The 21,406-nt window shown below is 69.5% G+C and carries 19 protein-coding genes; 16 read left to right on the forward strand and 3 right to left on the reverse strand.

Annotation, left to right across the window (positions count from 1 at the left end; genetic code table 11):
- The 12 genes from AC1DYI_RS07835 to AC1DYI_RS07890 all read left to right on the forward strand — a co-directional run.
- Positions 1–426, forward strand: a 426-nt coding sequence (locus tag AC1DYI_RS07835) for a M20/M25/M40 family metallo-hydrolase (protein WP_477203528.1), incomplete at its 5' end; no start/stop codon positions are given.
- Entirely contained in the window at positions 423–1,664 is a 1,242-nt protein-coding gene (locus AC1DYI_RS07840; protein ID WP_477203529.1) for a M20/M25/M40 family metallo-hydrolase, read from the forward strand. The genes AC1DYI_RS07835 and AC1DYI_RS07840, both read left to right, overlap by 4 nt.
- Positions 1,665–1,748: 84 nt before the next feature.
- Positions 1,749–3,728 carry a DUF1631 family protein gene (locus AC1DYI_RS07845; protein WP_477203530.1) on the forward strand — a complete coding sequence of 660 codons (1,980 nt, stop codon included), beginning with the start codon at positions 1,749–1,751 and terminating at the stop codon, positions 3,726–3,728.
- Positions 3,725–4,603, forward strand: a complete 879-nt coding sequence (locus AC1DYI_RS07850; RefSeq protein ID WP_477203531.1) for an urease accessory protein UreD — start codon at positions 3,725–3,727, stop codon at positions 4,601–4,603. Before AC1DYI_RS07845 ends, AC1DYI_RS07850 begins: the two co-directional genes overlap by 4 nt.
- A gap of 220 nt (positions 4,604–4,823) precedes the next feature.
- Positions 4,824–5,702 (forward strand): glucosamine kinase nucleotide-binding domain-containing protein, encoded by an 879-nt coding sequence (locus AC1DYI_RS07855; RefSeq protein WP_477203532.1) that lies wholly within the window; start codon positions 4,824–4,826, stop codon positions 5,700–5,702.
- Positions 5,699–6,445 carry a GntR family transcriptional regulator gene (locus tag AC1DYI_RS07860; protein WP_477203533.1) on the forward strand — a complete coding sequence of 249 codons (747 nt, stop codon included), beginning with the start codon at positions 5,699–5,701 and terminating at the stop codon, positions 6,443–6,445. The genes AC1DYI_RS07855 and AC1DYI_RS07860 overlap by 4 nt, the downstream gene beginning before the upstream one ends.
- Positions 6,442–7,566, forward strand: coding sequence for an N-acetylglucosamine-6-phosphate deacetylase (gene nagA, locus AC1DYI_RS07865; RefSeq protein ID WP_477203534.1), 1,125 nt, complete (start codon positions 6,442–6,444; stop codon positions 7,564–7,566). The genes AC1DYI_RS07860 and nagA overlap by 4 nt, the downstream gene beginning before the upstream one ends.
- A complete protein-coding gene (locus AC1DYI_RS07870) occupies positions 7,559–8,569 on the forward strand; it encodes an SIS domain-containing protein (RefSeq protein WP_477203546.1) in 1,011 nt (336 codons plus the stop codon). Before nagA ends, AC1DYI_RS07870 begins: the two co-directional genes overlap by 8 nt.
- A 1-nt stretch (position 8,570) precedes the next feature.
- Positions 8,571–10,070, forward strand: a complete 1,500-nt coding sequence (nagZ, locus tag AC1DYI_RS07875; RefSeq protein ID WP_477203535.1) for a beta-N-acetylhexosaminidase — start codon at positions 8,571–8,573, stop codon at positions 10,068–10,070.
- 30 nt (positions 10,071–10,100) lie between these two features.
- Positions 10,101–11,429 carry an MFS transporter gene (locus AC1DYI_RS07880; protein WP_477203536.1) on the forward strand — a complete coding sequence of 443 codons (1,329 nt, stop codon included), beginning with the start codon at positions 10,101–10,103 and terminating at the stop codon, positions 11,427–11,429.
- Complete coding sequence (locus tag AC1DYI_RS07885) at positions 11,426–12,382, forward strand: glycoside hydrolase family 16 protein (RefSeq protein ID WP_477203537.1); 957 nt, start codon at positions 11,426–11,428, stop codon at positions 12,380–12,382. The genes AC1DYI_RS07880 and AC1DYI_RS07885 overlap by 4 nt, the downstream gene beginning before the upstream one ends.
- Positions 12,382–13,470: an acyltransferase family protein gene (locus tag AC1DYI_RS07890; protein WP_477203538.1), complete on the forward strand. Its 1,089-nt coding sequence runs from the start codon at positions 12,382–12,384 to the stop codon at positions 13,468–13,470. Before AC1DYI_RS07885 ends, AC1DYI_RS07890 begins: the two co-directional genes overlap by 1 nt.
- A gap of 9 nt (positions 13,471–13,479) precedes the next feature.
- On the opposite strand, the gene AC1DYI_RS07895 is transcribed toward AC1DYI_RS07890, so the two are convergent.
- Positions 13,480–14,151 carry a hypothetical protein gene (locus tag AC1DYI_RS07895; protein WP_477203539.1) on the reverse strand — a complete coding sequence of 224 codons (672 nt, stop codon included), beginning with the start codon at positions 14,149–14,151 and terminating at the stop codon, positions 13,480–13,482.
- 142 nt (positions 14,152–14,293) lie between these two features.
- On the opposite strand from AC1DYI_RS07895, the gene AC1DYI_RS07900 reads away from it, so the two are divergent.
- Positions 14,294–15,388, forward strand: coding sequence for an acyltransferase family protein (locus tag AC1DYI_RS07900; RefSeq protein WP_477203540.1), 1,095 nt, complete (start codon positions 14,294–14,296; stop codon positions 15,386–15,388).
- 228 nt (positions 15,389–15,616) lie between these two features.
- Here the strand turns inward: AC1DYI_RS07900 and AC1DYI_RS07905 are convergent, their stop codons facing one another.
- A complete protein-coding gene (locus AC1DYI_RS07905) occupies positions 15,617–16,540 on the reverse strand; it encodes a LysR substrate-binding domain-containing protein (protein WP_477203541.1) in 924 nt (307 codons plus the stop codon).
- 137 nt (positions 16,541–16,677) lie between these two features.
- Between AC1DYI_RS07905 and AC1DYI_RS07910 the strand changes: the two genes are divergently transcribed.
- Entirely contained in the window at positions 16,678–17,391 is a 714-nt protein-coding gene (locus tag AC1DYI_RS07910) for a type 1 glutamine amidotransferase domain-containing protein (protein ID WP_477203542.1), read from the forward strand.
- 19 nt (positions 17,392–17,410) lie between these two features.
- On the opposite strand, the gene AC1DYI_RS07915 is transcribed toward AC1DYI_RS07910, so the two are convergent.
- Entirely contained in the window at positions 17,411–18,685 is a 1,275-nt protein-coding gene (locus tag AC1DYI_RS07915; protein ID WP_477203543.1) for a tetratricopeptide repeat protein, read from the reverse strand.
- 212 nt (positions 18,686–18,897) lie between these two features.
- Here AC1DYI_RS07915 and AC1DYI_RS07920 point away from each other — a divergent pair, with 212 nt between their 5' ends.
- Entirely contained in the window at positions 18,898–19,752 is an 855-nt protein-coding gene (locus AC1DYI_RS07920; RefSeq protein WP_477203544.1) for an ROK family protein, read from the forward strand.
- Between the two features lie 145 nt (positions 19,753–19,897).
- Positions 19,898–21,406: PAS domain S-box protein (locus AC1DYI_RS07925; RefSeq protein ID WP_477203545.1), on the forward strand; the 1,509-nt coding region annotated here is incomplete at its 3' end.

Raw genomic sequence — 21,406 nt, forward strand, 5'->3', positions numbered from 1 at the left:
GTGCCCAACGGCTCGATCAACGTGGTGCCGGGCCGCTGCCAGTTCAGCCTCGACCTGCGCGCGCCCACCGACGCGGCGCGCGACGCGTTGGCCGACGAAGTCACCGGCGCGCTGCAACGCATCGCCGACGCGCGTGGCCTGCGCTACCGCTTGACCGAAACCATGCGAGCCTCGGCCGCCCCCAGCGCCCCGGCCTGGCAGGCGCGCTGGGAAGCGGCGGTGCAGTCGCTCGGCCTGCCGCTGCACCGCCTGCCCAGCGGCGCCGGCCACGACGCGATGAAGCTGCACGATGTGATGCCGCAAGCGATGCTGTTCGTGCGCGGCGGCAATTCCGGCATCAGCCACAACCCGCTCGAAAGCGTGACCGACGACGACGCACAGTTGGCCGTCGACGCCTTTCGCCAACTGCTGGAAGGACTCGAATGAGCAACGTGCACGAAGCTCTCGACACCTGGATCGACGCCCACTTCGACGAGGAGGTGCGCTTTCTGCAAGCCCTGGTGCAGGTGCCGACCGACACGCCACCGGGCGACAACGCGCCGCACGCAGAACGCACCGCGGCGCTGTTGGCCGAGATGGGCCTTCAGGCCGAACGCCACCCGGTCCCGGCCGCCGACGTGCAGGCGCAGGGCATGGTCTCGATCACCAATCTGGTGGTGCGGCACCGGCTGGGCGCCGGCGGCCCGACGATCGCGTTGAACGCCCATGGCGATGTGGTGCCGCCCGGCGACGGCTGGGTTCACCCGCCCTATGGCGGCGAGATCGACAAAGGCCGGCTCTACGGCCGCGCCGCCGCAGTAAGCAAGAGCGATTTCGCGACCTACACCTTTGCGCTGCGGGCGCTCGCCGCGGTCGCGCCAACGCTGCACGGCGCGATCGAGCTGCACTTCACCTACGACGAAGAGTTCGGCGGCGAGCTGGGCCCGGGCTGGCTGCTGCGCCACAAGGTGACGAAGCCCGATCTGCTGATCGCCGCCGGCTTCAGCTACCAGGTGGTCACCGCGCACAACGGCTGCTTGCAGATGGAGGTGACGCTGCACGGCCTGGCCTCGCACGCCGCCTACCCGGAGACGGGCATCGACGCGCTGCAGGCGGCCAACAAGCTGCTGACCGCGCTGTACGAGCACAACACGCTGCTGCGCATGCGCCGCTCGCAGGTGCCGGGCATCACCCACCCTTACCTCAACGTTGGCCGGATCGAAGGCGGCAGCAACACCAACGTCGTGCCGGGCAAGGTGACGCTGAAGCTGGACCGCCGGATGATCCCGGAAGAAGACGCGATCGAGGTCGAGGTCGAGTTGCGCGCGCTGATTGCCGAAACGGTGGCGCAATGCCCGGGCATTCGGGCCGAGTTGCGCCGGCTGCTGCTGGCCCAGTCGCTCAAGCCGCTGCCCGGCCACGAGAAGCTGGCGACCACCGTGCAGCAGCACGCGCAAGCCATCTTCGGCGAGCCGATCCCCTGCTGTGGCACGCCGCTGTACACCGATGTGCGGCTGTACGGCGCGGCCGGCGTTCCGGCGGTGATCTACGGTGCCGGGCCGCGCACGGTGCTCGAAAGCAATGCCAAGCGGGCCGACGAGCACCTGCTGCTCGAAGACCTGCGCCGCGCGACCCAGGTCGTCGCCCGCACGCTCGCCGACCTGCTGACGTCGACCGGTCCGTGAAAGCTCGCACACCCAGGACCAGGGCCGGCAACAACCGGGCAAAACACCGGCAGTGACAATGGGGGTTGAACCCCGCAGTACCCTGTGAGCGTCGACAAACGCCTGATGCCGATGAGCCCAGCCCAGTCCGCCGCCGCGCCCGATGCCAACGCCACGCTGTACCAGCGTTACCTCGCGCAATGCCAGGTGGACGCTGCCGCACTGCTGGCCCAGATCTGCCGTGAGGCCGCTGGCGCGCCCAGCGGCGGCGGCATCTGGATCACGCCGGCCCAGCGCCAGGCCCGGCAGGAACTGCCCGCCCTGGCCGGTGCCTGGACGGCCGAGTTGGTGCAGCCAAAGACCCGCAAGGCACCAGCGACCAGCTCGCCGATGCCCTTCTTCGCCAGCGGCTTCAGCGTGCCCGGCGGCCTGAGCCTGATGTCGGACGACGACGTCGACGAAGACATCGAGTCGACCCGTGTCGTGCAGGCGATCGAAGGTGCCGCCGAATGGTCGTTGCGCGACCTGCGCAGCCGCCTGGCCAGTGCGCCGCCGGTGCCTGGTGGCGCGCGCGACGAGACCTTGCCGCTGGCCCCGGCCCGCGTCGTGGGCGCCTTGTGCGCCACCTTGCACGGCGCCGACTTGAACCCCGCCGTGCGCCTGGCCGCGCTGCGCACGGTGGCCGACCCGTTGGCCCATGCGCTGGCCGGCCTGTACCAGCAGCATGTCGAGATGCTGAACGAATGGGGGCTGCAGCCCGCGCGCTACACGATCCGCCGCGAGCCTGAAGCTCGGCCGGCCGGTGGCGCCCGCCAAGCCGCTGGCGCGAGCCCGAGCCCTGCCGGTCAGACCGGTGGTCGCGGCGTCAGCGTGGCCAACAGCCAGATTCCGGCGTTGCTCGCCCAGGTGGCCGGTGAAGCCGGTCTGAGCACTGGCATGCAGGGCCTGATGGCTCGCCTGGCGGCGCCGGTAGCGCGCAGCGTGGCGGCCGACCAGCGCCTGCTGGACTCGGTCGACAACCCGCTGTGGCGGCTGATCGACCGCCTGGCCGCGCTCGGCCAGCTCGACACCGATGTCGCGCCCGGCAGCCTGCAGTTGCCACTGCACCTGCGGCTCGAACCCATCATCGCCGGGCTCGAAGCGGCTGCGCAGCCGATGGCCGCCGAGCGCTATGCGCAGGCGCTGGCCGAAGCCGAAGCCGAGGCGCACGACGTGGCCGACGCCAACGCCCGCAGCCAGACGCTGAGCAGCGCCTTGCTGCCGAGCGGCGCCACCTCGCCGCCGTCCGTCGGCGCGCAACCGGCAGCGGCCACGCGGGGCGCCGAACCGCCGCGCCAAGAGCTGGAGCCCTTGATGCGTGCGCAGATGGCGGCGCGACTGCACGACGATCCGGTGCTGGCCGAGGTGCGGCAGTTTCTGCTCGGGCCGTGGCTGCAGGTCATCGTCAAGGCCTATGCCGAGCAAGGCGAAGAAGCAGCTGCCACCCAGCGGGTGCTCGGCGCGGTCGAATCGTTCATCGACGCTGGCAGCTACCGCCGCCGCACACCGCTGCGGCCGGCCGAGCTGGACTGCCTGCGCATGGAGGCCGAGGACGGCCTGTTGAAGATCGGCAAGATGCCGGGCGAACGCGTCCAGCAGCATGTGATTGACCTGCGGGGCGCGCTGGCCGTCTGGCCGCGGCCGGCGCCGGACACCGAGTTCAGCGCGTTGCTCGATGAGCCCGACGATATGGCCACGCCTGACCCTGACGCCTGGCCCAGCCACGACGAACTGGCCACGGTGCCGATCGCGCTGGACGCGCACAACCCCGACGAGCGCTCGCTACGCGATTGCGAGGCCTGGCTGGACAGCCTGGCCGCGGGCGACATCTGCCGCATCCAGCGCCAAGGCCAGTGGGCCACGCTGCGGCTGAACTGGCGCAGCGACACCGGCACCTACTTCGCCTTCGGCAACTCGACCGGCCTCGCCTTCGGCGCCAGCCGGCGCGTGTTGGGCCGCATGCGGCTCGAGGGCCTGGCCACCACGATGGCGCGTGGCCAGTGGGTGCGCCGCGCCGTCGACACCCTGCCGATGCCGCTGGAATGAGCGCCGCGCTCGGGGCGGACGAGCCTGCTTCTAACGCCACCCCCGGCTGGCACGGCCGGCTCGCGATCGACTATCGGCGCGACGGTGAACGCACCCTCTCGCACGACGTGCACGAAGGCCCGCTGCGGGTGTTGCAGCGCCTGTACCCGGAGGGCCCGGGCATTTGCCACCACGTACTGGTGCACCCGCCCGGCGGGCTGGTCGCGGGCGACGAGCTGGACGTGACCTTGCAACTCGCACCCGGCAGCCACGCCGTGGTCACGACACCCGGCGCCACGCGCTTCTACCGCAGCACCGGCGCACCGGCGATCCAACAGGTGACGGCCCGGCTGGCCGAAGACGCGCGGCTGGAATGGCTGCCGCTGGAAACCATCGCCTACCGCGGCTGCCAGGCACACAACCGGCTGCGCTTMGAGCTGGCCCCCGGCGCCCAGCTGCTGGGCTGGGACATGCTGGCGCTGGGCCTGCCCGCGGCCGGCGAGCCCTTCGACAGCGGCGTGATCGAGCAGCGGCTCGAGTGGCCGGGCGTGTGGCTGGAGCGCGGCCGCATCGCTGCCGCCGACACGGCGCTGCTGCAGTCGCCGCTCGGGCTGGCTGGCCACGGCGTGCTGGCCACCATGTGGTGGGCCAGTGGCAGCGCCCTGAGCACCGCCCAGCGCGACGCGCTGCTCGACAGTGCCCGCGCCTGCTTCACCGAGCACCCGGCGCTGGCCGGCCACGCCGGCGTCAGCGCGTTGGACGCAAGGCTCGTTGTCGCGCGGGTGCTGGCCCATCGGGTCGAGCCGGTGTTCGCGCTGTGGCGGGCGGTGCGTGAGCAGTGGCGAGCGCTGGGATGGAACCTGTCGGGCGAGGCGCCAAGAATTTGGAACACCTGAACGCGCCGTGAACGCCTGCTGAACACCATCGAGCAACCGGTGTCAGCCGGTTGGCGGCGATGGTCTCAAATTGGTATTAGTACCAAGACACCCCAGCAACTTTCCTTATGCCGAAGTAGTAGCAAACTGGGGAGGTGAGCCGCGTTGACCGGGTTCAGCTCTGGTACTATACTGGTATCAGACCAATTCACTGGAACTGCCAACAGCAGGAATTCACCTCGTGACTGTGAGCTTCCTCATCGGCGTTGACGGCGGCGGCACCGGAACCCGGGCCCGGCTGTGCAACACCAACGGCCAAGTCCTCGCCCAAGGCGAGGCCGGGCCGTCCAGCCTGTCGCACGGCGTGGCCGGCGCCTGGCAGCAGATCATCCACGCGGTGACGCAGGCCTTCGCCCAGGCCGGCCTGCCCACCGCCGCCTGGCAAGACTGCGCCCTCGCCGCTGGCCTGGCCGGCGTCAATGCCCCCGAACAAGCGGCCGAGTTCAAGGCCCACAACCCCGGCTTTGCCGAACTGGTGGTCGACACCGACAGCTTCACTGCGCTGGTCGGCGCCCATGGCGGCCAGCCCGGCCTGGTGCTGATCGCCGGCACCGGCAGCGTGGCCGAGGTCTGGCATGCCGATGGCCTGCGCCGCATCGCCGGCGGCTGGGGCTTCCCGATCGGCGACGAAGGCGGCGGCGCCTGGCTCGGCTTCGAGGCCGTGCGCCTGGCCCAGCAGACGCTCGATGGCCGCGCCAGCGCCGGGCCCTTGTCGCGCGCTGTGTGTGCCGCCACCGGCACCGATGCCGACGCGATGCTCGCCTGGTGCGCCCGCGCCAACCAGACGGCTTATGCGAGCCTGGCGCCGCTGGTGTTCGATCACGAAAAGACCGACGCACAGGCGGCTGCGCTGCTCGATGCCGCGGTGATGTCGCTGGCCGCGCTGGTGCGTGCGCTCGATTCGGCCGGCACACTGCCAGTCGTCTGCACCGGCAGCGTCGCGCGCCGCCTGCAAGCCCGCTTGCCAGCCTCGCTGCGCACGCGCTGCCGTGAAACCCAAGGTGACGCCGCCGACGGCGCGCTGCACCTGTTGCGCATGAAGCTGGCGGAGACTCCATGATCAACGGCATGCCCTTCGAGCTGAGGCCCGACGAGCGGACCACTGTTCCCTTGTACGTGCAGCTCTCGCAAAAGATCGCCCAGGCCATCCGCGCCGGCCGTTACCAGGCCGATGAGGCGCTGCCTTCGGAACGCATGCTGAGCGAGTCGCTCGGCCTGTCGCGCGTCACCGCCCGCAAGGCGATCGACCAGTTGGTCGGCCAGGGCCTGGTGGTGCGCAAGCGCGGCTCGGGCAACTACATCGCGCCGAAACTGGAGCAACCCTTGACCCGGCTGACGAGCTTTTCCGAAGAGCTGCAGCAGCGCGGCTTCCGGCCGTCGTCGCGTTGGCTCAAGCGGGCCTTGACCGCCGTCTCGCCCGACGAGCAGCTGACGCTGGGCCTGTCCACCGGCGCCCGCGTGGCGCGGCTCGAAAGGCTGCGCCTGGCCGACGACGTGGTGATGGCCTACGAGGTCAGCGTGCTGCCCGAGCAGGTGCTGCCGGACCCGGGTGCCGTCGAGGCTTCGCTGTATGCCCACCTCGAGCACAGTGGCAAGGCGCCCGTGCGAGCCTTGCAGCACCTTCGCGCCCTCAATGCCGACGCGACACTGGCCCAGCGCCTGAACGTGCCCACCGGCCAAGCCGTGCTGCACATCAGCCGCGTGGGTTACCTGGAATCAGGCCAGCCGGTCGAGCTGACGCAGTCCTACTGCCGCAGCGAGTACTACGGCTTCGTGGCCGAAATGCGACGCGAACCCACATGAGACAAACCCTGGAAGGTGCAGCCCTGACGCCATTCGGTTGGCGGCTGGGCGAACTGCAGCATGACGGCGGCCGCATCGTGTCGATCAACGGCCGTGCGGTCGACGAGGCTGAAGTCCGGGCCAGCGGCGCGCCGCTGCTGCTGCCTGGCTTCATCGACCTGCATGTGCACGGCGGCGGTGGGCACGACACGATGGATGCGGGTGAAGCCGCGTTCCACATCGCCCGCACCCACGCCCGCCACGGCACGACCTCGATGCTGGCGACGACGATGACGGCGCCGGCCGAAGACATCCTGCATGCATTCGAAGCGTTAGGCCCGATCTGCCGCAGCCGGCCGGCGAACAGTGCCCGCGTGCTGGGTGTGCACCTCGAAGGCCCGTACATCAACCCCGGCAAGCTCGGTGCACAACCCGACTTCGCGCGTGAAGCTTCGCTGGACGAAGTGCGCGCGTTGCATGCGCTGGCGCCGATCCGCCTGATCACCGTCGCGCCCGAACTGAAGGGCCACATCGAGCTGATCGCGCAGCTGGTGCGCGAGGGCTACCGCGTGCAGCTGGGCCACAGCGCCGGTTGTTATGAAGACGGTGTCGCCGCGTTGAACGCCGGTGCGGCGGGCTTCACACACCTGTTCAACGCGATGACCGGTCTGCACCACCGCGACCCCGGCATGGCCGGTGCGGCGCTGGCGCATGCCGAGTACTCGGAAATCATCCCCGACCTGCTGCACGTGCACCCCGGTGCGCTGAAGGCCGCGCTGCGCGCGATCCCGAAGCTGTACGGCGTCACCGATTCGACCGCCGCCACCGGCATGCCCGACGGCGAATACCGCCTCGGCCGCCACAAGGTCTTCAAGTGCCTGGGCGGTGTGCGGCTGGAAGACGGCACGCTTGCCGGCAGCGCGCTGACCATGGACCAGGCCCTGCGCAACTTCGTCAGCCTGGGCCTCAGCGTGGCCGAGGCATCGGCCCGTACGTCCACCTATGCGGCCGACTACCTGGGCCTGGCCGAGCACGGCCGGCTCGCCCCGGGCGCGGTGGCCGACATCGTCGTTTTTGATCCTGCACTGAACCTGACGCGCATCGTCATCGAAGGAGAGACCCTTGACCACTCGGATGCTTGAGGAAAGCCGCGAGGCTCCCCAGGCCGTGGCGCGCCAGCTGGCCGCCGACGCCGACACCTACGCCGCGCTGACCCGGCTGCTGCGCGACACGCCGCCCCAGAGCGTGCTGACCATCGGCCGCGGCAGCTCGGACCACGCCGCGCACTACATGGCCTACCTGGTGATGGCGCGGCTGGGCCGGCTGGTCACCTCGCTGCCGATGTCGGTGGTCACGCTGTACCAGTCCCACCTGCAGTGCAACGGCCTGGTCTCGCTGGCCTTCTCGCAGTCGGGCCAGAGCCCGGACTTGGTCTCGCCGACGCGCTTCCTGCGCAACGGTGGCGCACGCACCGTCGCGATCGTCAACCAGCCTGACTCGCCGCTGGGTGAAGCCGCCGAATGGGTGCTGCCGCTGCACGCCGGCCCGGAGCGCAGCGTGGCCGCCACCAAGAGCTACATCGCGCAGCTGGTGGCTGGCGCGCGCATCGTCGCCGGCTGGGGCGAAGACCCGGCGCTGCAATCGGCCCTGCAAAGCCTGCCGCTCGCGATGGCGCAGGCACTGGATTGCGATTGGACGCTCGGCGTCGAAGCGCTGCGCCACGCCGACCGCCTGTTCGTGATCGGCCGCGGCACCGGCCTCGCGATCGCGATGGAAGCCGCGCTGAAGTTCAAGGAGACCTGCAACATCCAGGCCGAAGCGTTCTCCGGCGCCGAGGTCAAGCACGGCCCGATGGCGCTGGTCGAAGAAGGCTACCCGCTGCTGGTGTTCGCGCCGCGCGGGCCGGCACAAGCCGGGCTGATCGCGCTGGCCGCCGAGATGCGCGACCGCGGTGCGCGCGTGCTGCTCGCCGCGCCGTTGGGCACGCCGGGCGCCGAGCTGCCATTGGCCATGACTTCGCACGAAGACCTGGACCCGATCGCTGCGGTGCAGAGCTTCTATCCGATGGTCGAGGCACTGGCCCGCGCGCGCGGGCTGGACCCGGACCAGCCGCGCCATCTGGCGAAGGTCACCCGGACCCATTGAAATGAGCACCCTGCAACCCGGCCACCTGGTGATGGTGGACATCGAGGGCAAGGCGCTCTCGGCCGAGACCGCGGCCTTTCTGCGCGAGCACCACATTCGCGCGGTCTGCCTGTTCCGCAAGAACCTGGGCACTGAAGACGAAGTGCGGCAACTGGTGTCGGACTTGCGCGAGGTGCTGGGCCCGCAGGCGCTGATCGGCATCGACCAGGAAGGCGGCTCGGTCGCCCGCGCCACTTTCTTGCCGCAAGCGCCGGCCGCGATGGCATTGGGCGCGATCGAAGACACGGCGCAGGCTGAAGTGGCCGCCGAGAGCATCGGCGCGGCAGTGGCGCGTGGCCTGCGAGGTCTCGGCATCAACTGGAACTTCGCGCCGGTGCTGGACGTGAACAACAACCCGGCTAACCCGGTGATCGCCGAGCGCAGCTTCGGGGCCGACCCGCACCGTGTCGGCCGCTTGGCCGGCGCGTGGATGCGCGGCTCGCTGGCCGAAGGCGTGGCCTGCTGCGTCAAGCATTTCCCCGGCCATGGCGACACGCATGTCGACTCGCACCATGCGCTGCCGACAGTCGACAAGAGCCTGGCCGAACTCGAAGCGCTGGAGCTGATCCCGTTCCGCGCGTTGAAAGACGAGGCGCCGGCGTTGATGACCGCGCACATCGTCTACCCGCAGCTCGACGCCGAGCACCCAGCCACCTTGTCGCGCCGCGTGCTGACCGGTCTGCTGCGTGACGCGATCGGCTACCGCGGTGTGGTGATCAGCGACGCGCTGATGATGAAAGCCATCTTCGACCGCTATGGCCACGCCCGCGGTGCGGTGCTGACGCTCGCGGCCGGCGCCGACATGGCACTGGCGCAAGGCCGGCTGGAAGACCAGCGCGCCGCGATCGAAGCCGTTGGTGAAGCACTGCGCGACGGGCGGCTCGACCCGGCCGCGATGCAGGTCTCGCGTTTGCGCTTGGACTCGCTGGCCCGCCGCTACCCGGCTGGCGCGACGCCCTACGCTGATGCAAGGCGTGCCGACGACGACACGCTGATGCGCGCGGTCTGGGCGCAGGGCCTGAGCGCCTTTGGCAGCGCGACGCCGCCCGGCCTCGCCACACCGCTGCGCGTCATCACGCAAGACCGCGTCGACACCGACGGCGTCAGCGAAGCGGGCCTGGCCGCCGACGAAGTGGCCGCGCTGTTTGCCGAGCATGCCGATGTCGAGCTGCTGCGCGTGACCGACTTGCCGAACTTCGACCCCGCCACGCTGCCGAGCGACGGCCGCAAGACCATCCTCGCGTCGAACCACCGCAAGCGCTATGGCGCGTCGATGATCGGCTGGCAGCCAGACCTGCACCTGGCGCTGTGGAATCCGTTCCAGATCGCCGACATCGCCGCACCGGCCGTCGTGACCTGGGGCTATGCCGACGGTGCCTTGGCCGCGCTGCGTGATTGGCTCGAAGGCCGCGCTCCGGCGCCCGGTGTCGCGCCGGTCGTGCTAGCCCCGCATTCGCACTGACCTTTTTCAGCAGTCCTTCGGAGTTCAACCGTGACCACCGACACCCACGCCACCGCGGCTCCGAAGCGTTCACCGATGACCTGGGTGCCCAGCCTGTACTTCGTGCAGGGCCTGCAGTTCTTCGTCGTGATGCTGATCGCCGGCCTGATGTTCAAGAACATGGGCGAGCCGAACGACCGCATCGCGCGCTGGACCGGTGTGCTCGGTTTGGCCTGGGCTTTCAAGCCGCTGTGGAGCCCGTTCCTCGAACTGGCCAAGAGCAAAAAGCTGATCGTCGTGGTGATGCAGTTCACCGGCGCGGTCGGGCTGGCGCTGATGGCGGTGGCGCTGCAGTTGCCGGTGTACTTTGCCGCGTGCATCGGCGTGCTGTTCCTGTTGGCCTACGCTTCGGCGACGCACGACATCGCCTGCGACGGCCTCTACATGGCCAGCCTGCCGCCGAAGCTGCAGGCGGCCTATGCCGGCTGGCAGGGCGCGTTCTTCAACGCCTCGAAGTTCCTCACGCTGGGCGGCCTGCTGGTGCTGGCCGGTCACCTGGAAAAGACCATCGGCGTCGCGCCGGCCTGGTCCACCATCTTCGCGATGCTGGCGGTGATCCTCGGGCTGCTCGCGGCCTACAACGCCTGGGCCCTGCCCGGTGCGCTGAACACCGAACATGCCGACCTGTCGGCCAGCAGCGTGATGAAGACGCTGGGCGAGGTGATCGCCGATTTCCTGCAAAAACCCGGCATCTGGCTCGCGATCCTTTTCATCGTGCTGTTCCGCTTTGCCGAAGGGCAAGTGCAGACGATCGGCCCGCTGTTCCTGATCGAGCCGCGTGAAAAAGGCGGCCTGGGCCTGACGACCGAGCAGGTCGGCGTGGTCTATGGCAGCGCCGGCACGCTCGCCTTCCTTGTCGGCAGCGTGCTCGGCGGCTACTTCACCGCCTGGCTCGGCCTGAAGCGCGCGATGGCGATCCTGATCATCGCGATGGCCGTGCCGAACATGACCTTCTACGCGCTGGCGGTGCTGCGCCCGACTGACATGTCGACCATCGGCGCGCTGGTCAGCCTGGAGATGTTCGGCTACGGCTTCGGCTTCGTCGGCATGATCCTGTACCTGATGCAGGCGGTCGCGCCGGGCAAGTACCAGACGGCCCACTACGCACTCGGTACCGGCGTGATGCAGCTGGGCTTCATCTTCTCGAAGACGATCAGCGGCGACATCCAGGTCGCGATGGGTTACGAGCGCTTCTTCCTCTGGACGATTGCCTGCGGCGTGCCGGCGCTGGTGCTGATGTTCTTCGTGCGGCTGCCGGGGCGTGACAACACCGCAGCCGCTGCAACACCCCGCTCCGACGCGGCCGAAGCCACCGCATGAAGCCGCGCACCACCGCGGCGCTGCTCGGGCTGGCGTTGTACAGCGTGGGCGTGTTGGCTGCTGTGCTGCTGAGCGCCGGCAACGCCGGCGCGGCCGAGCCTCAGCGTTTCTTCGACGACTTCGGCTACGGCAACACCGAGCAGTTGGCGAAGGAAGGCGGCTGGACGCTGCGCGACGGCCCCGGCCACCCCGGTGTCGACGGCGCCCAATGGCGCGCCAATGCCCTCAGCCTCGCGCCGGACGAAGCACAGCCCGGCAACCAGCTGCTGCGCCTGAGCGCCCGCACCGATGGCACGGGCGCAGGCACCGTGCAGGCCCAGTTGTGCCACGCGCGCAAGTACCTGGCCGGCACCTACGCGGCCCGCGTTCGATTTGCCGATGAGCCGGTGTCGGGTGTCGACGGTGACCCGGTGATCCAGACTTTCTATGCGGTCAGCCCGCTGCGTTTCGACTACGACCCCGAGTTCAGCGAGATGGACTGGGAGTACCTGGCCAACGGCGGCTGGGGCAGCGACAAGACGCGGCTGTACGGCATCACCTGGCAGACCGTGCGGCTCGACCCCTGGCAGGCCTTCAACCAGCCGCATGAAGAGTTCGGTGCGCTCGGTGGCCGCTGGCACACGCTGGTGATGCAGGTGCTGCCCCCGCCGATCGGCGTGACCCGCTGGTTCGTCGACGGCCGCCAGATCACCGAGCACAGCGGCCGCAACCACCCGGTTGTGCCGATGGCGATCAGCTTCAACCTGTGGTTCTCGTCCGGCGGCCTGCTGCCGCCCAGCGCCGCGCCGCGCGTCTACCGGCAAGACGTGGACTGGGTCTTCCACGCCCGCAACGAGGTGCTGCCGCCGGCCGACGTCGAGGCCTCAGTCGTCGCGTGGCGACGGGCGGGTGTCGCGCGCCGCGACACTGTTCCTTCAGCCGAACCCGCGCTGGCCAGCCCCTGCAATTTCTGATGGACACCCAACGCCCCCAACGGCTGGATAGCGTCGACGCCCTGCGCGGCCTGACGGTCGCCGCGATGATCTTCGTCAACGACCCGGGCGACTGGTCGCACCTGTGGTGGCCGTTCGAGCACGCCGAGTGGCACGGCTGCACGCCGACCGACCTGGTCTTTCCGACTTTCATGTTCATCGTCGGCGTCGCGCTCGCGCTGGCCGGTGGTCCGAAGCTCGATGCCGGTAACGACCTGGCCCCGTTGCAGCGCGCGTGGTGGCTGCGGGCATTGCGCATCGTGCTGCTGGGCTGGGCGCTGGCCGCGCTGATCGCCTTCAGCTTCGGCCACCACTGGCGGCCGTTCGGCGTGCTGCAGCGCATCGGCATCTGCTTCGGCCTGGTCGGCTGGCTGTACCTGCACACCTCGCCGCGCGTTCGATGGGGCTTGTGGGCCGCGCTGCTGGTGGGCTATGGCCTGCTGCTCGGGGCCGGCGTGGACCTCGGTCGCGACACCAGCCTGCCTTCGCGCGTGGACGCGACGCTGCTGGGCCCGTTCGCCTACCGCTACGACCCCGCCACCGGCCTGGGCTACGAACCCGAGGGCCTGCTCAGCACCCTGGGCGCCCTGGCCACGACCCTGTTCGGAGCCGCCTGCGGCGACTGGCTGCGCCGGCGCGAACGCCGGCCTATCGTGCTGGCTGGGTTGATTGCCACGCTCGCCGGCGTTGTGTTGCACCTGCTGTGGCAGCCGATGAACAAGGCCCTGTGGACACCCGCCTTCGTGCTGTTCACCGGCGGCCTCGCCGCGCTGGCCCTGGTGCTGCTGCACACAGCAATCGATCGCCACGGCGCACCGCCGATCGGCCGCCGCTTCGGCGTCAACGCCATCACCGCCTATGCGGGCAGCATGGTGATGGTCTGCCTGATGTACGGCGTGAAGTGGGATGGCCACTCGTTGCACGGGTACCTGTACGACGCAGGCTTCGCCTGGCTCGTGCCCCGCTTCGGCCCCGAAGCCGCGTCGCACGCCTGGGCGCTGGCGCAGGTCGCCTTCTGGTGGGCCGTGCTGCGCTGGATGGACGCGAAGAAGCTGCGGATCAGCATCTGACTCGACCCCTCAAGGCGTCTGGCGGCAACGCGAATCCACCTCTCGGGATGGAACGAGCGATTCCTCCGCTGAAACGTTGATGAAGTGCTTTCGCTCTTCGGTGCTGAGCCGAGCCCAGAGCTCAATCAACAGTGGACAGTGGCGCTGCTCCACCCATCGGATCTCCTCGTGCGTGGCCGCGATCTGGAGGGACAGGAAGAAACGCTGATTCTCGGAATAGAACTCGGCCCGGGAGTTTCCGAGCCTTTCGCGAGCCTCGCTGGGCAACCAGAGTCCCTCGAGATCCTTCATCCGCATCTCCGCCGTCTCGCGGACCATGCCGACCCGTTCGGGGATGTCGTCGTACGGGCCCCGGTACGGGTTGTTCGTCCACGCCAGGACTTCGCGAAAACCCTTCTTCGTCGTCGACAGCACCATGTAGTCACAGTCCCGCACATCCGACGCGGTGAACTCGAAGCGCCCATCCGGCCCACTGACCGTCTCCACGGTCCTGATCGTGACGGTGCCGTGCAGGGTGGGCGAGGACTTGCGGCAGTCCAACTTCACCTGGACGCCCTCAATAGGCTGGCTGTCCCCCACCTCCACCACCACGCCCTTCGTGTTCCGAACGGAGAGCGGGCCGGCACACGCCGTGACCGCGAGCGCGACAAGAAGGGATGAGGCCGAACGAACCTGCGGCATCCAACAGTCCCGAGGGGTGAAGATGCGCCCACTATATGGTGCCCGTGGCCCGGCCACGTCAGCCTGCGGTTATGGGATGGCGTAGCGCCGCGGGGAAGCGGCATGATGCCTTCCCCCGGCAGTACAGGCCCCTAGCGGCACCATGCAATCTTCCCCTTCCAAGCGCTTCGACTCGGTCGACGCGCTGCGCGGCCTGACCGTGGCCGTGATGATCTTCGTCAACGACCCGGGCGACTGGTCGCACATCTTCGGCCCCTTCGGCCACGCCGCCTGGCACGGCTGCACGCCAACCGACCTGGTCTTCCCGACCTTCCTGTTCCTCGTCGGCGTGTCGCTGGCGCTGGCCGGTGGCCCGAAGCTGGACAACGCCGTCGACACAGCGGCCTTGCAGCGCAGCTGGTGGTGGCGCGCCGCGCGCATCATCGCGCTCGGTTGGCTGTTGGCCGGCATCGCCGTGCTGACACTGCCCAGTTCGGGCGACGACCCGGTGCCCTGGCGGCCGATGGGCATCTTGCCCCGCATCGGCATCTGCTTCGGCCTCGGCAGCTGGCTCTACCTGCACCTGGCCACCAAGACCCGCTGGTTCGTCTACGCCGGGCTGCTGGCGGTCTATGGCGCACTGCTGCTGTGGTGGGGCGACCTGACCCGCGACCACAGCCTGCCGTCGCGCATCGACGCCCTGGTGCTAGGCCGCTTCGCCTACCACTACGACCCCAGCACCGGCCTGGGCTTCGACCCGGAAGGCCTGCTCAGCACGCTGGGCGCGTTGAGCAACACCGTGCTCGGCGCGCTGTGCGGCGACTGGCTGCGCCGGCGCCAGCTGCGCCCGATCGTGCTGACTGGCGCAGCCTTCATCGCGGGGGGGCTGCTGATGCACTGGACGTCGGTGCTGCCGCTGAACAAGAACTTGTGGACGCCGCCGTTTGCGCTGTTCACCGGTGGCATCTCAGCGCTGGCACTGGCCGCTGCCCACACACTGGTCGAGCGCTTCGGTGTGCCGCCCATCGGCCGCCGCTTCGGCGTCAACGCGATCACCGTCTACACCGGCAGCATCCTGATGGTCTGCCTGCTGGACGGCACGCCGCTGCATGGCTGGCTCTATGGCCACCTGTTCGACTCGATGATCCCGGCCTTTGGCGCCAAAGCCGTGTCGCACCTCTACGCCTTGGCCGAGGTGCTGTTCTGGTGGCTGGTCGTGCTGTGGATGGACAAGAAGCGCATCCGGCTCAGCATCTGAGCGGCCTTCGACGGGCCACCGACGTACCCTCCCAACCGTGCCTGCAGGGCGGCGGCGGTGTCCCCGATCGGAGGCCTTATTCGCGGTCGCCCCCACGCATCTCGGGCACCACGGTGTTGATGGGTAGCCCGTCGATCGCCTGAGACAGTGGCCCGCGAGCGGCCGCAGAGCGGGGGCACCGCCGCCGCCCTGCCGCCACCACCTTCACCCGACAAAGCGCCCCACCAGCTAACGTTTGTCTTTCACCGCCAACCGCGCCACCACGAAATCCACAAACGCCCTCACCCGGGGCGCCACATGCCGGTTGTGCGGATACAGGATCGTGAACGGCCGCGAACGTCCGCCGAAAGGCTTCAGCACCTCTTTCAGCTCGCCGTTGCGCACCGCCGCATCGGCGATGAAGTGGTAGATCTGGCACAGCCCGCCGCCAGCGCGTGCATGACTCACGCAGCCCAGCACGTCGTCCAGCACCCGCACCGGGCCATCGACCGCTCGCTCGATGTCGGCACCGTCTTCGCAGAACAGCCACGACACCGCGCGGCCGGTGCGCGGCAGCACGAACGGGATGCAGTCGTGCTGGCGCAAATCGGCCAACGTGGCCGGCGTGCCGCGCTGCTTCAGATAGCTTGGCGCTGCAAACACCCCCAGCGTGGCCTCTTCGATCGGCCTCGCGACCAGGCGTGAATCGGCCGGCGCGCCCAGCCGGATCGCCAGGTCGAAACCCTCTTCGACGAAATCGATGTTGCGGTTCGAGACACTGACCTCGAGCTTGAGTTTCGGGAACGCCGCGTTGAATTCCGGCAGCAACGGAAACAGCCGGTGGTGCGCATAGGTGGTCGGCACGCTGATGCGCAAGGTGCCGCTCGGCTCGCTCTGGCGGCCCGACACCACGCGGCCGGCCTGCTCGATCTGCGCCAGCGCCTGTTCGCACTGCTCGTAGTAGCTGCGCCCGTCGTCGGTCAGGCGAATCTGCCGCGTGCTGCGCACGAACAACCGCGCGCCGAGCCGGGCCTCCAGGCGCCCCACCGATCGGCTGACTGCCGCCGGCGTGATGCCCAGCGCCTGCGCCGCGGCCGTGAAGCTGCTCAGCTCGGCGGCCTTGCAGAACAGCTCGATGCTGCCCAGTTGCATCGGGTCGAAGCTGCGCGACATGAATTACACGAGGTAATGAGTAATGTTCATTTAAGCCAGTTTATCGCCTCGGCGTAACTGCATAAAGTTCGCTTCATCGGGCCCCGCACTTGCTGCTTCCCCCTCTACCCCTCACCGGCCCGCCTGAAGGAGATTTGATGAACCGCCGCATCCTGATGATCGTGACCTCCAACGCCCGCATGGGCAGCACCGGCAAGGCCACCGGCCTGTGGGCCGAAGAGTTGGCCGTGCCCTACTACCGCTTCGTCGACGCCGGCCTGCAGGTCGACCTGGCCTCGCCGGATGGAGGCCCTGCACCGATCGACGTCGGCAGCCTGAAGCCGCGCGGCCAGAACGAGCCGATGGTCGAGCGCTGGCTGGCCGACGAAGCCTCACAAGCCAAGCTGCGTGCCACGAAGAAAGCCTCGGACTTCGACGCATCGACCTACGACGCGGTGTTCTTCCCCGGCGGCCACGGCACGATGTGGGACCTGCCGGGCGACGCCGGCGTCAAGCGCGCCGTCGAAAGCGCCTACGGTGCTGGCAAGCTGGTGGCCTCGGTCTGCCACGGCGCAGCCGGGCTCGTCAGCGCGAAGGGTGCCGACGGCCAGCCGCTGGTCAAGGGCCGCCGCATCAACTCGTTCACCGATGAAGAAGAAGCTGCTGCCGGTCAGACCGAGACCGTGCCCTTCCTGCTGGAAAGCCGGCTGCGTGAACTGGGCGCGCTGTTCGAAGGCGCGCCGAACTGGCAATCGTTCAGCGTGCGCGACGGCCAGTTCATCACCGGCCAGAACCCGCAGTCTTCGGACCGCGTGGCGCTCGACGTGCTGAACGCGCTGGGCGTCAAGCCGGCGCCGCAGCGCGCGGCCTGATCGACGCCACCATGGGCCATCACGGCGTCGCGGTGGCCCGACGTTCGGCGAAGTCGGCCCACAGCCCGGCCAGTGCCACCAGGCCGGGCTCACCCTTGACCTGCGCCAGCGCCTGGCGCGCCTCGGTCGATTGGCCCGCMAGCGCCAGCGCCATGCCGTGGTGCAGACGGGCTTCGTCAGCGCGCGCCAGGCCGCCGCGCTGCAGCCCTTGCGCGATCAACGGCAGGCCGGTGTCAGCCTGGCCTTCGGTGACCCAGGCCCAGCCCAGCGTGACCAGGGCTTGGCCATCACGCGCCTTGAGAGCCGCGGCCTCGTCGCGTGCGCGGTTGCGGCGGTCGGCCTCGGCCTGACGCTGGGCCGAGTCGCGGCGCTGGGTCAGCGTCGACATCTGCTGCGGCGTCACGCCGGGTTGCGCGAGCGCCTCGTCGATCACCTTCACTGCCTCGCCGGGAAAGCCGGCCTGCTGCGCCTGCGCGGCCAGGATCAGCGCGTTGTCGATGCCGCCCAACGCCCCCGCTGCACGCAGCAGGCGTTGCACGTCGAGCAGTTGACGCTCCGGCCACGCGCCGGGCTCGCCCAGCTCGCGCTGCACCAGCTCGGCCCAGAACGCAGGCTGCGGGTGCTGCACCGCCATCCGGCGCAGGCTCTGGCGGTAGCCGGCGTCGTCGCCCAGCTGGTGCTGCGCGTTGGCCAGCAGGCGCCAGGTCGTCAGCGGCGTCGGCCGCGATGCGTCGGCATCGGCCTGGGTCGCGGTCAGCAGCATGGTGCGCGCAGTCGCGTAGTCCTTCGAGAAATACGCGGCCGGGGCACGCAGTGCCAGCACTTCGACGCCATTGCCGCCGGCTTCGGCATAGCGCTGCAACCACTTGGCCGCGGCGGCATAGTCTTTCGCGCGGTACAGCATCTGGCCCAGCGAGGCCAGGGTCTGCAATTGCTCAGTGGGCGTCAGGCGCTGGGCCGCCAGCACGGCCTCGAAGGCGGTCTGCGCACGCGTCAGGTCACCTTCTTGCAGCGCCGCCGCACCCCGCAGGCGCTGCAGCATGAAAGCCTCGTAGGCGTTCAACGGCCCGAGCGAGTCGACCGCCTTCAGCTTGGCGCTGGCCTGCGCACCCTGGCCGCTGTTGACCAGCGCCTGCGCCTCGCTCAGCACTGCGCCCACCGCCGGGCGGGCCGCCTCAACGGCAGCGGCGGCCGGGGCCGTCTCGGCCGCGTGCAGGACGGGTGCGAGAGCACATGCCGCCACGCAAACCAGGCGAAGCAGCAATGCGGAAGAAGCAGTGAGAGAGGTCGGCATGGCGTCGGCAGCAGTGGCAATCAATAAGATACCAGTAGCGTACCACTTTGGACTTATTTGCGGCAACCTCCTCTCACAAACTGGTAACACACTGGCATTGTTTTAACGAATTCTTCTCGGTAGAACTACCGCTGCGGCACGGTAGATCGCCGCCTTGTGAGCGGCCGGCCTCACCCGTCCAATCAAGTGCCAATCGAATGGAGGGACCACGCGTGAGCCGAGTGATCGCATTGGACATAGGCGGCACGCACAGCCGCGCAGCCCTCGTAGAGAGCGGGCATATCACCTGGCGCGCCCATGTGCCGACGCCGGCGCAGGACGGGCCGGAGGCAGTGGTCGCGACGCTGACCGACCTGCTGCGGGCCGATCGAAGCGAACCCGCGCTGCCAATCGGCGTGGCCGTTGCCGGCTTCGTTGAGCGCGGCTGCGTCACCGCCCATGCCGGCCTGCCAGGTTGGCAGGCGTTTCCGCTCGCCACGCGTTTGAGCGAACACTGGGGCCGACCGGTGCAGGTGTTCAACGACGCGCGCGCCGCGGCCTGGGGCGAATACCAGCACGGCGCCGGCCGCGGCTGCAGCGAGTTCTGTTTCGTGACCGTCTCCACCGGCGTCGGCGCGGGGCTGGTGCTGGGCGATCGCTTGCACCGGGCCCGCAACGGGTTGGACGCGGAACTGGGCGAAACGCTCGCGGCCGATGGCCGGCCGATGGAAGAGTATGCCTCCGGCACGGCGCTGACCCGCGAGGCTCACGCCCTCGGCTACGCCAACGCCAGTGCGCTGTGCGACGCCGCCGATGCGGGTGAGCCGCGCGCCGAAGCCGCGTTGCAACACGCGGTGGCGGTGCTGGCGGCCAAGCTGGCCGACCTGAGCGTTCTGTTGGGCATCACACGCACCGCCGTGGGTGGTGGCTTGGGCCTGCGGCCCGGCTACCTGCCGCGGTTGCGCGCTGCGTTGCAGGCCCTGCCGCCGCTGTACCACCACGAGCTGGTGCCGGCCACGCTGGGCTGTGATGCAGGCCTGCGCGGCGTGGCCGCACTGATGGATCGCCCGCCCTCGGCATCGCCATGAGGCCACGGGCTTGACCAACGGCGGCCGCCCAGGCACCAGCGGCGGAAAGCTCCACGTTACGTTGGCTGTGGCACCGAGGCCATCGCCTATGCTGCGGGCCAAGCCGGGTGTCGCTCATCCGGCACCGCCCCACGCCTCTGTCACCGTGCCCGACGCCCACCTGCCCTTTGTTCACCGCCGCTGGCCCTGGTGGGCCGCCTCGCTGGCGCTGGTGCTGGGCTTGTTCGTCTCGTCGACGCTGGGCTGGCAATGGCTGCGTGACCAGCGCGAGCAGCAAGAGCACCGCAGTGCGCTCGACGGGCTGTGGCTGGAACAAACCATCCGCGCAACGCTGGACCAGCACCAGCACATCCTGGGCAACTGGGCCCACGACGTGGCGCCGCCCTTGCCCGTCGCGCTGGCCGAATTCACCGTCCGCATCGATGGGCTGATGAAGGAATACCCGGCACTGGTGGCGATCGATTGCCTCGACCGCAACGGCCGCCGCGTTGCCGGCCTGCCCGCCTACGAGCAACGACCCAGCCACCTTCCGCCATTGAGCGACCCGCTGATCGCCAGCGCGATCGAACGCGCCCACACGCTGCAGCAGCCCGAGTACAGCAAGGTGATCGAGCAAGGCGCGCCGCTTTGGGTGCTGGCCCTGCCGGTCACCGACGACAGCTCGACCTACGGCACCTTGATCGCCACCTACGACCTGGACCGCCTGCTGGAGCAAGAGGTGCCCTGGTGGTTCGTGCAGCGCTATGACCTGGCGCTCGTCGACCGCCAGAACAAGCGCCTGTCGCCGCGCGACGGTGCGCTACCGGCCGACCTGTCGGCCAACGGCGCGGACCGTCAACAACTGGGCTTCGGCCCGCCCGACAGTGGCTTGGCGTTGTGGACCCGCCCGCACCCCAGCGGCCATCCGTCAACGCTGCTGGCCGGTTTGGCCGCCGCGGTGGTCGCCTTCGGCCTGCTGATCGTCGGACTGCTGCGCCTGCTGCAGCGTTGGTTGCGCGAACGGCTCGCGGCGCAACAGGCGCTGGCCGACGCGCTGCGTTTTCGCCAAGCGATGGAGAACTCGCTGCTGACCGCGCTGGTCGCGTTTGGCCGCGACGGCCGCATCATCTACGCCAACCCGGCATTGGGCCRCATGCTCGGGCTGGACAGCGCGACGCTGGTCGGCACCACCGCACCGTTCCCCTTCTGGCCGGCCGAGCAGCGCGACGAATGCGCCGCCGCGCACGAAGCGATGATGCGTGGCGACAGCCCGCCGCTCGGCCAGGCGATGACGCTGCAACGCACCGATGGCTCGCTGCTGCCGGTGCGCTTGTTCGCCTCGCCGCTGGTCGGCAGCGAGCGTGAGCCGCAGGGCTGGATGGCCTCGCTGCACGACACCAGCGCCGAGCACGAAGCGGCCCGCGTGGCGCGCGAGCGCGACGAGCTCTTGCAGCGCACCGCCCGCCTGGCGAGCCTGGCCGAATTCGCCTCGGGCATCGCGCACGAGCTGAACCAGCCGCTGGCCGCGATCGCCAACTACGCCGCGGTCGCCGACAGCGTGCTGTCGCAAGACACGCCGCCACCCGGCAAGGCCGAAGACGCGGTGGCCCGCATCGGCGAAGAAGCGCGCCGCGCCGGCCGCATCGTGCAAAGCCTGCGCGGCTTCATCCAGAAG

This window comes from Ideonella sp. P3_A4 (assembly GCF_056403075.1).

Coding starts and splice junctions, on each gene's coding strand:
- nagA (WP_477203534.1), top strand. CDS start 6,442: ATGAGACAAACCCTGGAAGGTGCAGCCCTGACGCCATTCGGTTGGCGG.
- AC1DYI_RS07895 (WP_477203539.1), bottom strand. CDS start 14,151: ATGCCGCAGGTTCGTTCGGCCTCATCCCTTCTTGTCGCGCTCGCGGTC.
- AC1DYI_RS07885 (WP_477203537.1), top strand. CDS start 11,426: ATGAAGCCGCGCACCACCGCGGCGCTGCTCGGGCTGGCGTTGTACAGC.
- AC1DYI_RS07910 (WP_477203542.1), top strand. CDS start 16,678: ATGAACCGCCGCATCCTGATGATCGTGACCTCCAACGCCCGCATGGGC.
- nagZ (WP_477203535.1), top strand. CDS start 8,571: ATGAGCACCCTGCAACCCGGCCACCTGGTGATGGTGGACATCGAGGGC.
- AC1DYI_RS07900 (WP_477203540.1), top strand. CDS start 14,294: ATGCAATCTTCCCCTTCCAAGCGCTTCGACTCGGTCGACGCGCTGCGC.
- AC1DYI_RS07860 (WP_477203533.1), top strand. CDS start 5,699: ATGATCAACGGCATGCCCTTCGAGCTGAGGCCCGACGAGCGGACCACT.
- AC1DYI_RS07890 (WP_477203538.1), top strand. CDS start 12,382: ATGGACACCCAACGCCCCCAACGGCTGGATAGCGTCGACGCCCTGCGC.
- AC1DYI_RS07870 (WP_477203546.1), top strand. CDS start 7,559: ATGCTTGAGGAAAGCCGCGAGGCTCCCCAGGCCGTGGCGCGCCAGCTG.
- AC1DYI_RS07905 (WP_477203541.1), bottom strand. CDS start 16,540: ATGTCGCGCAGCTTCGACCCGATGCAACTGGGCAGCATCGAGCTGTTC.
- AC1DYI_RS07840 (WP_477203529.1), top strand. CDS start 423: ATGAGCAACGTGCACGAAGCTCTCGACACCTGGATCGACGCCCACTTC.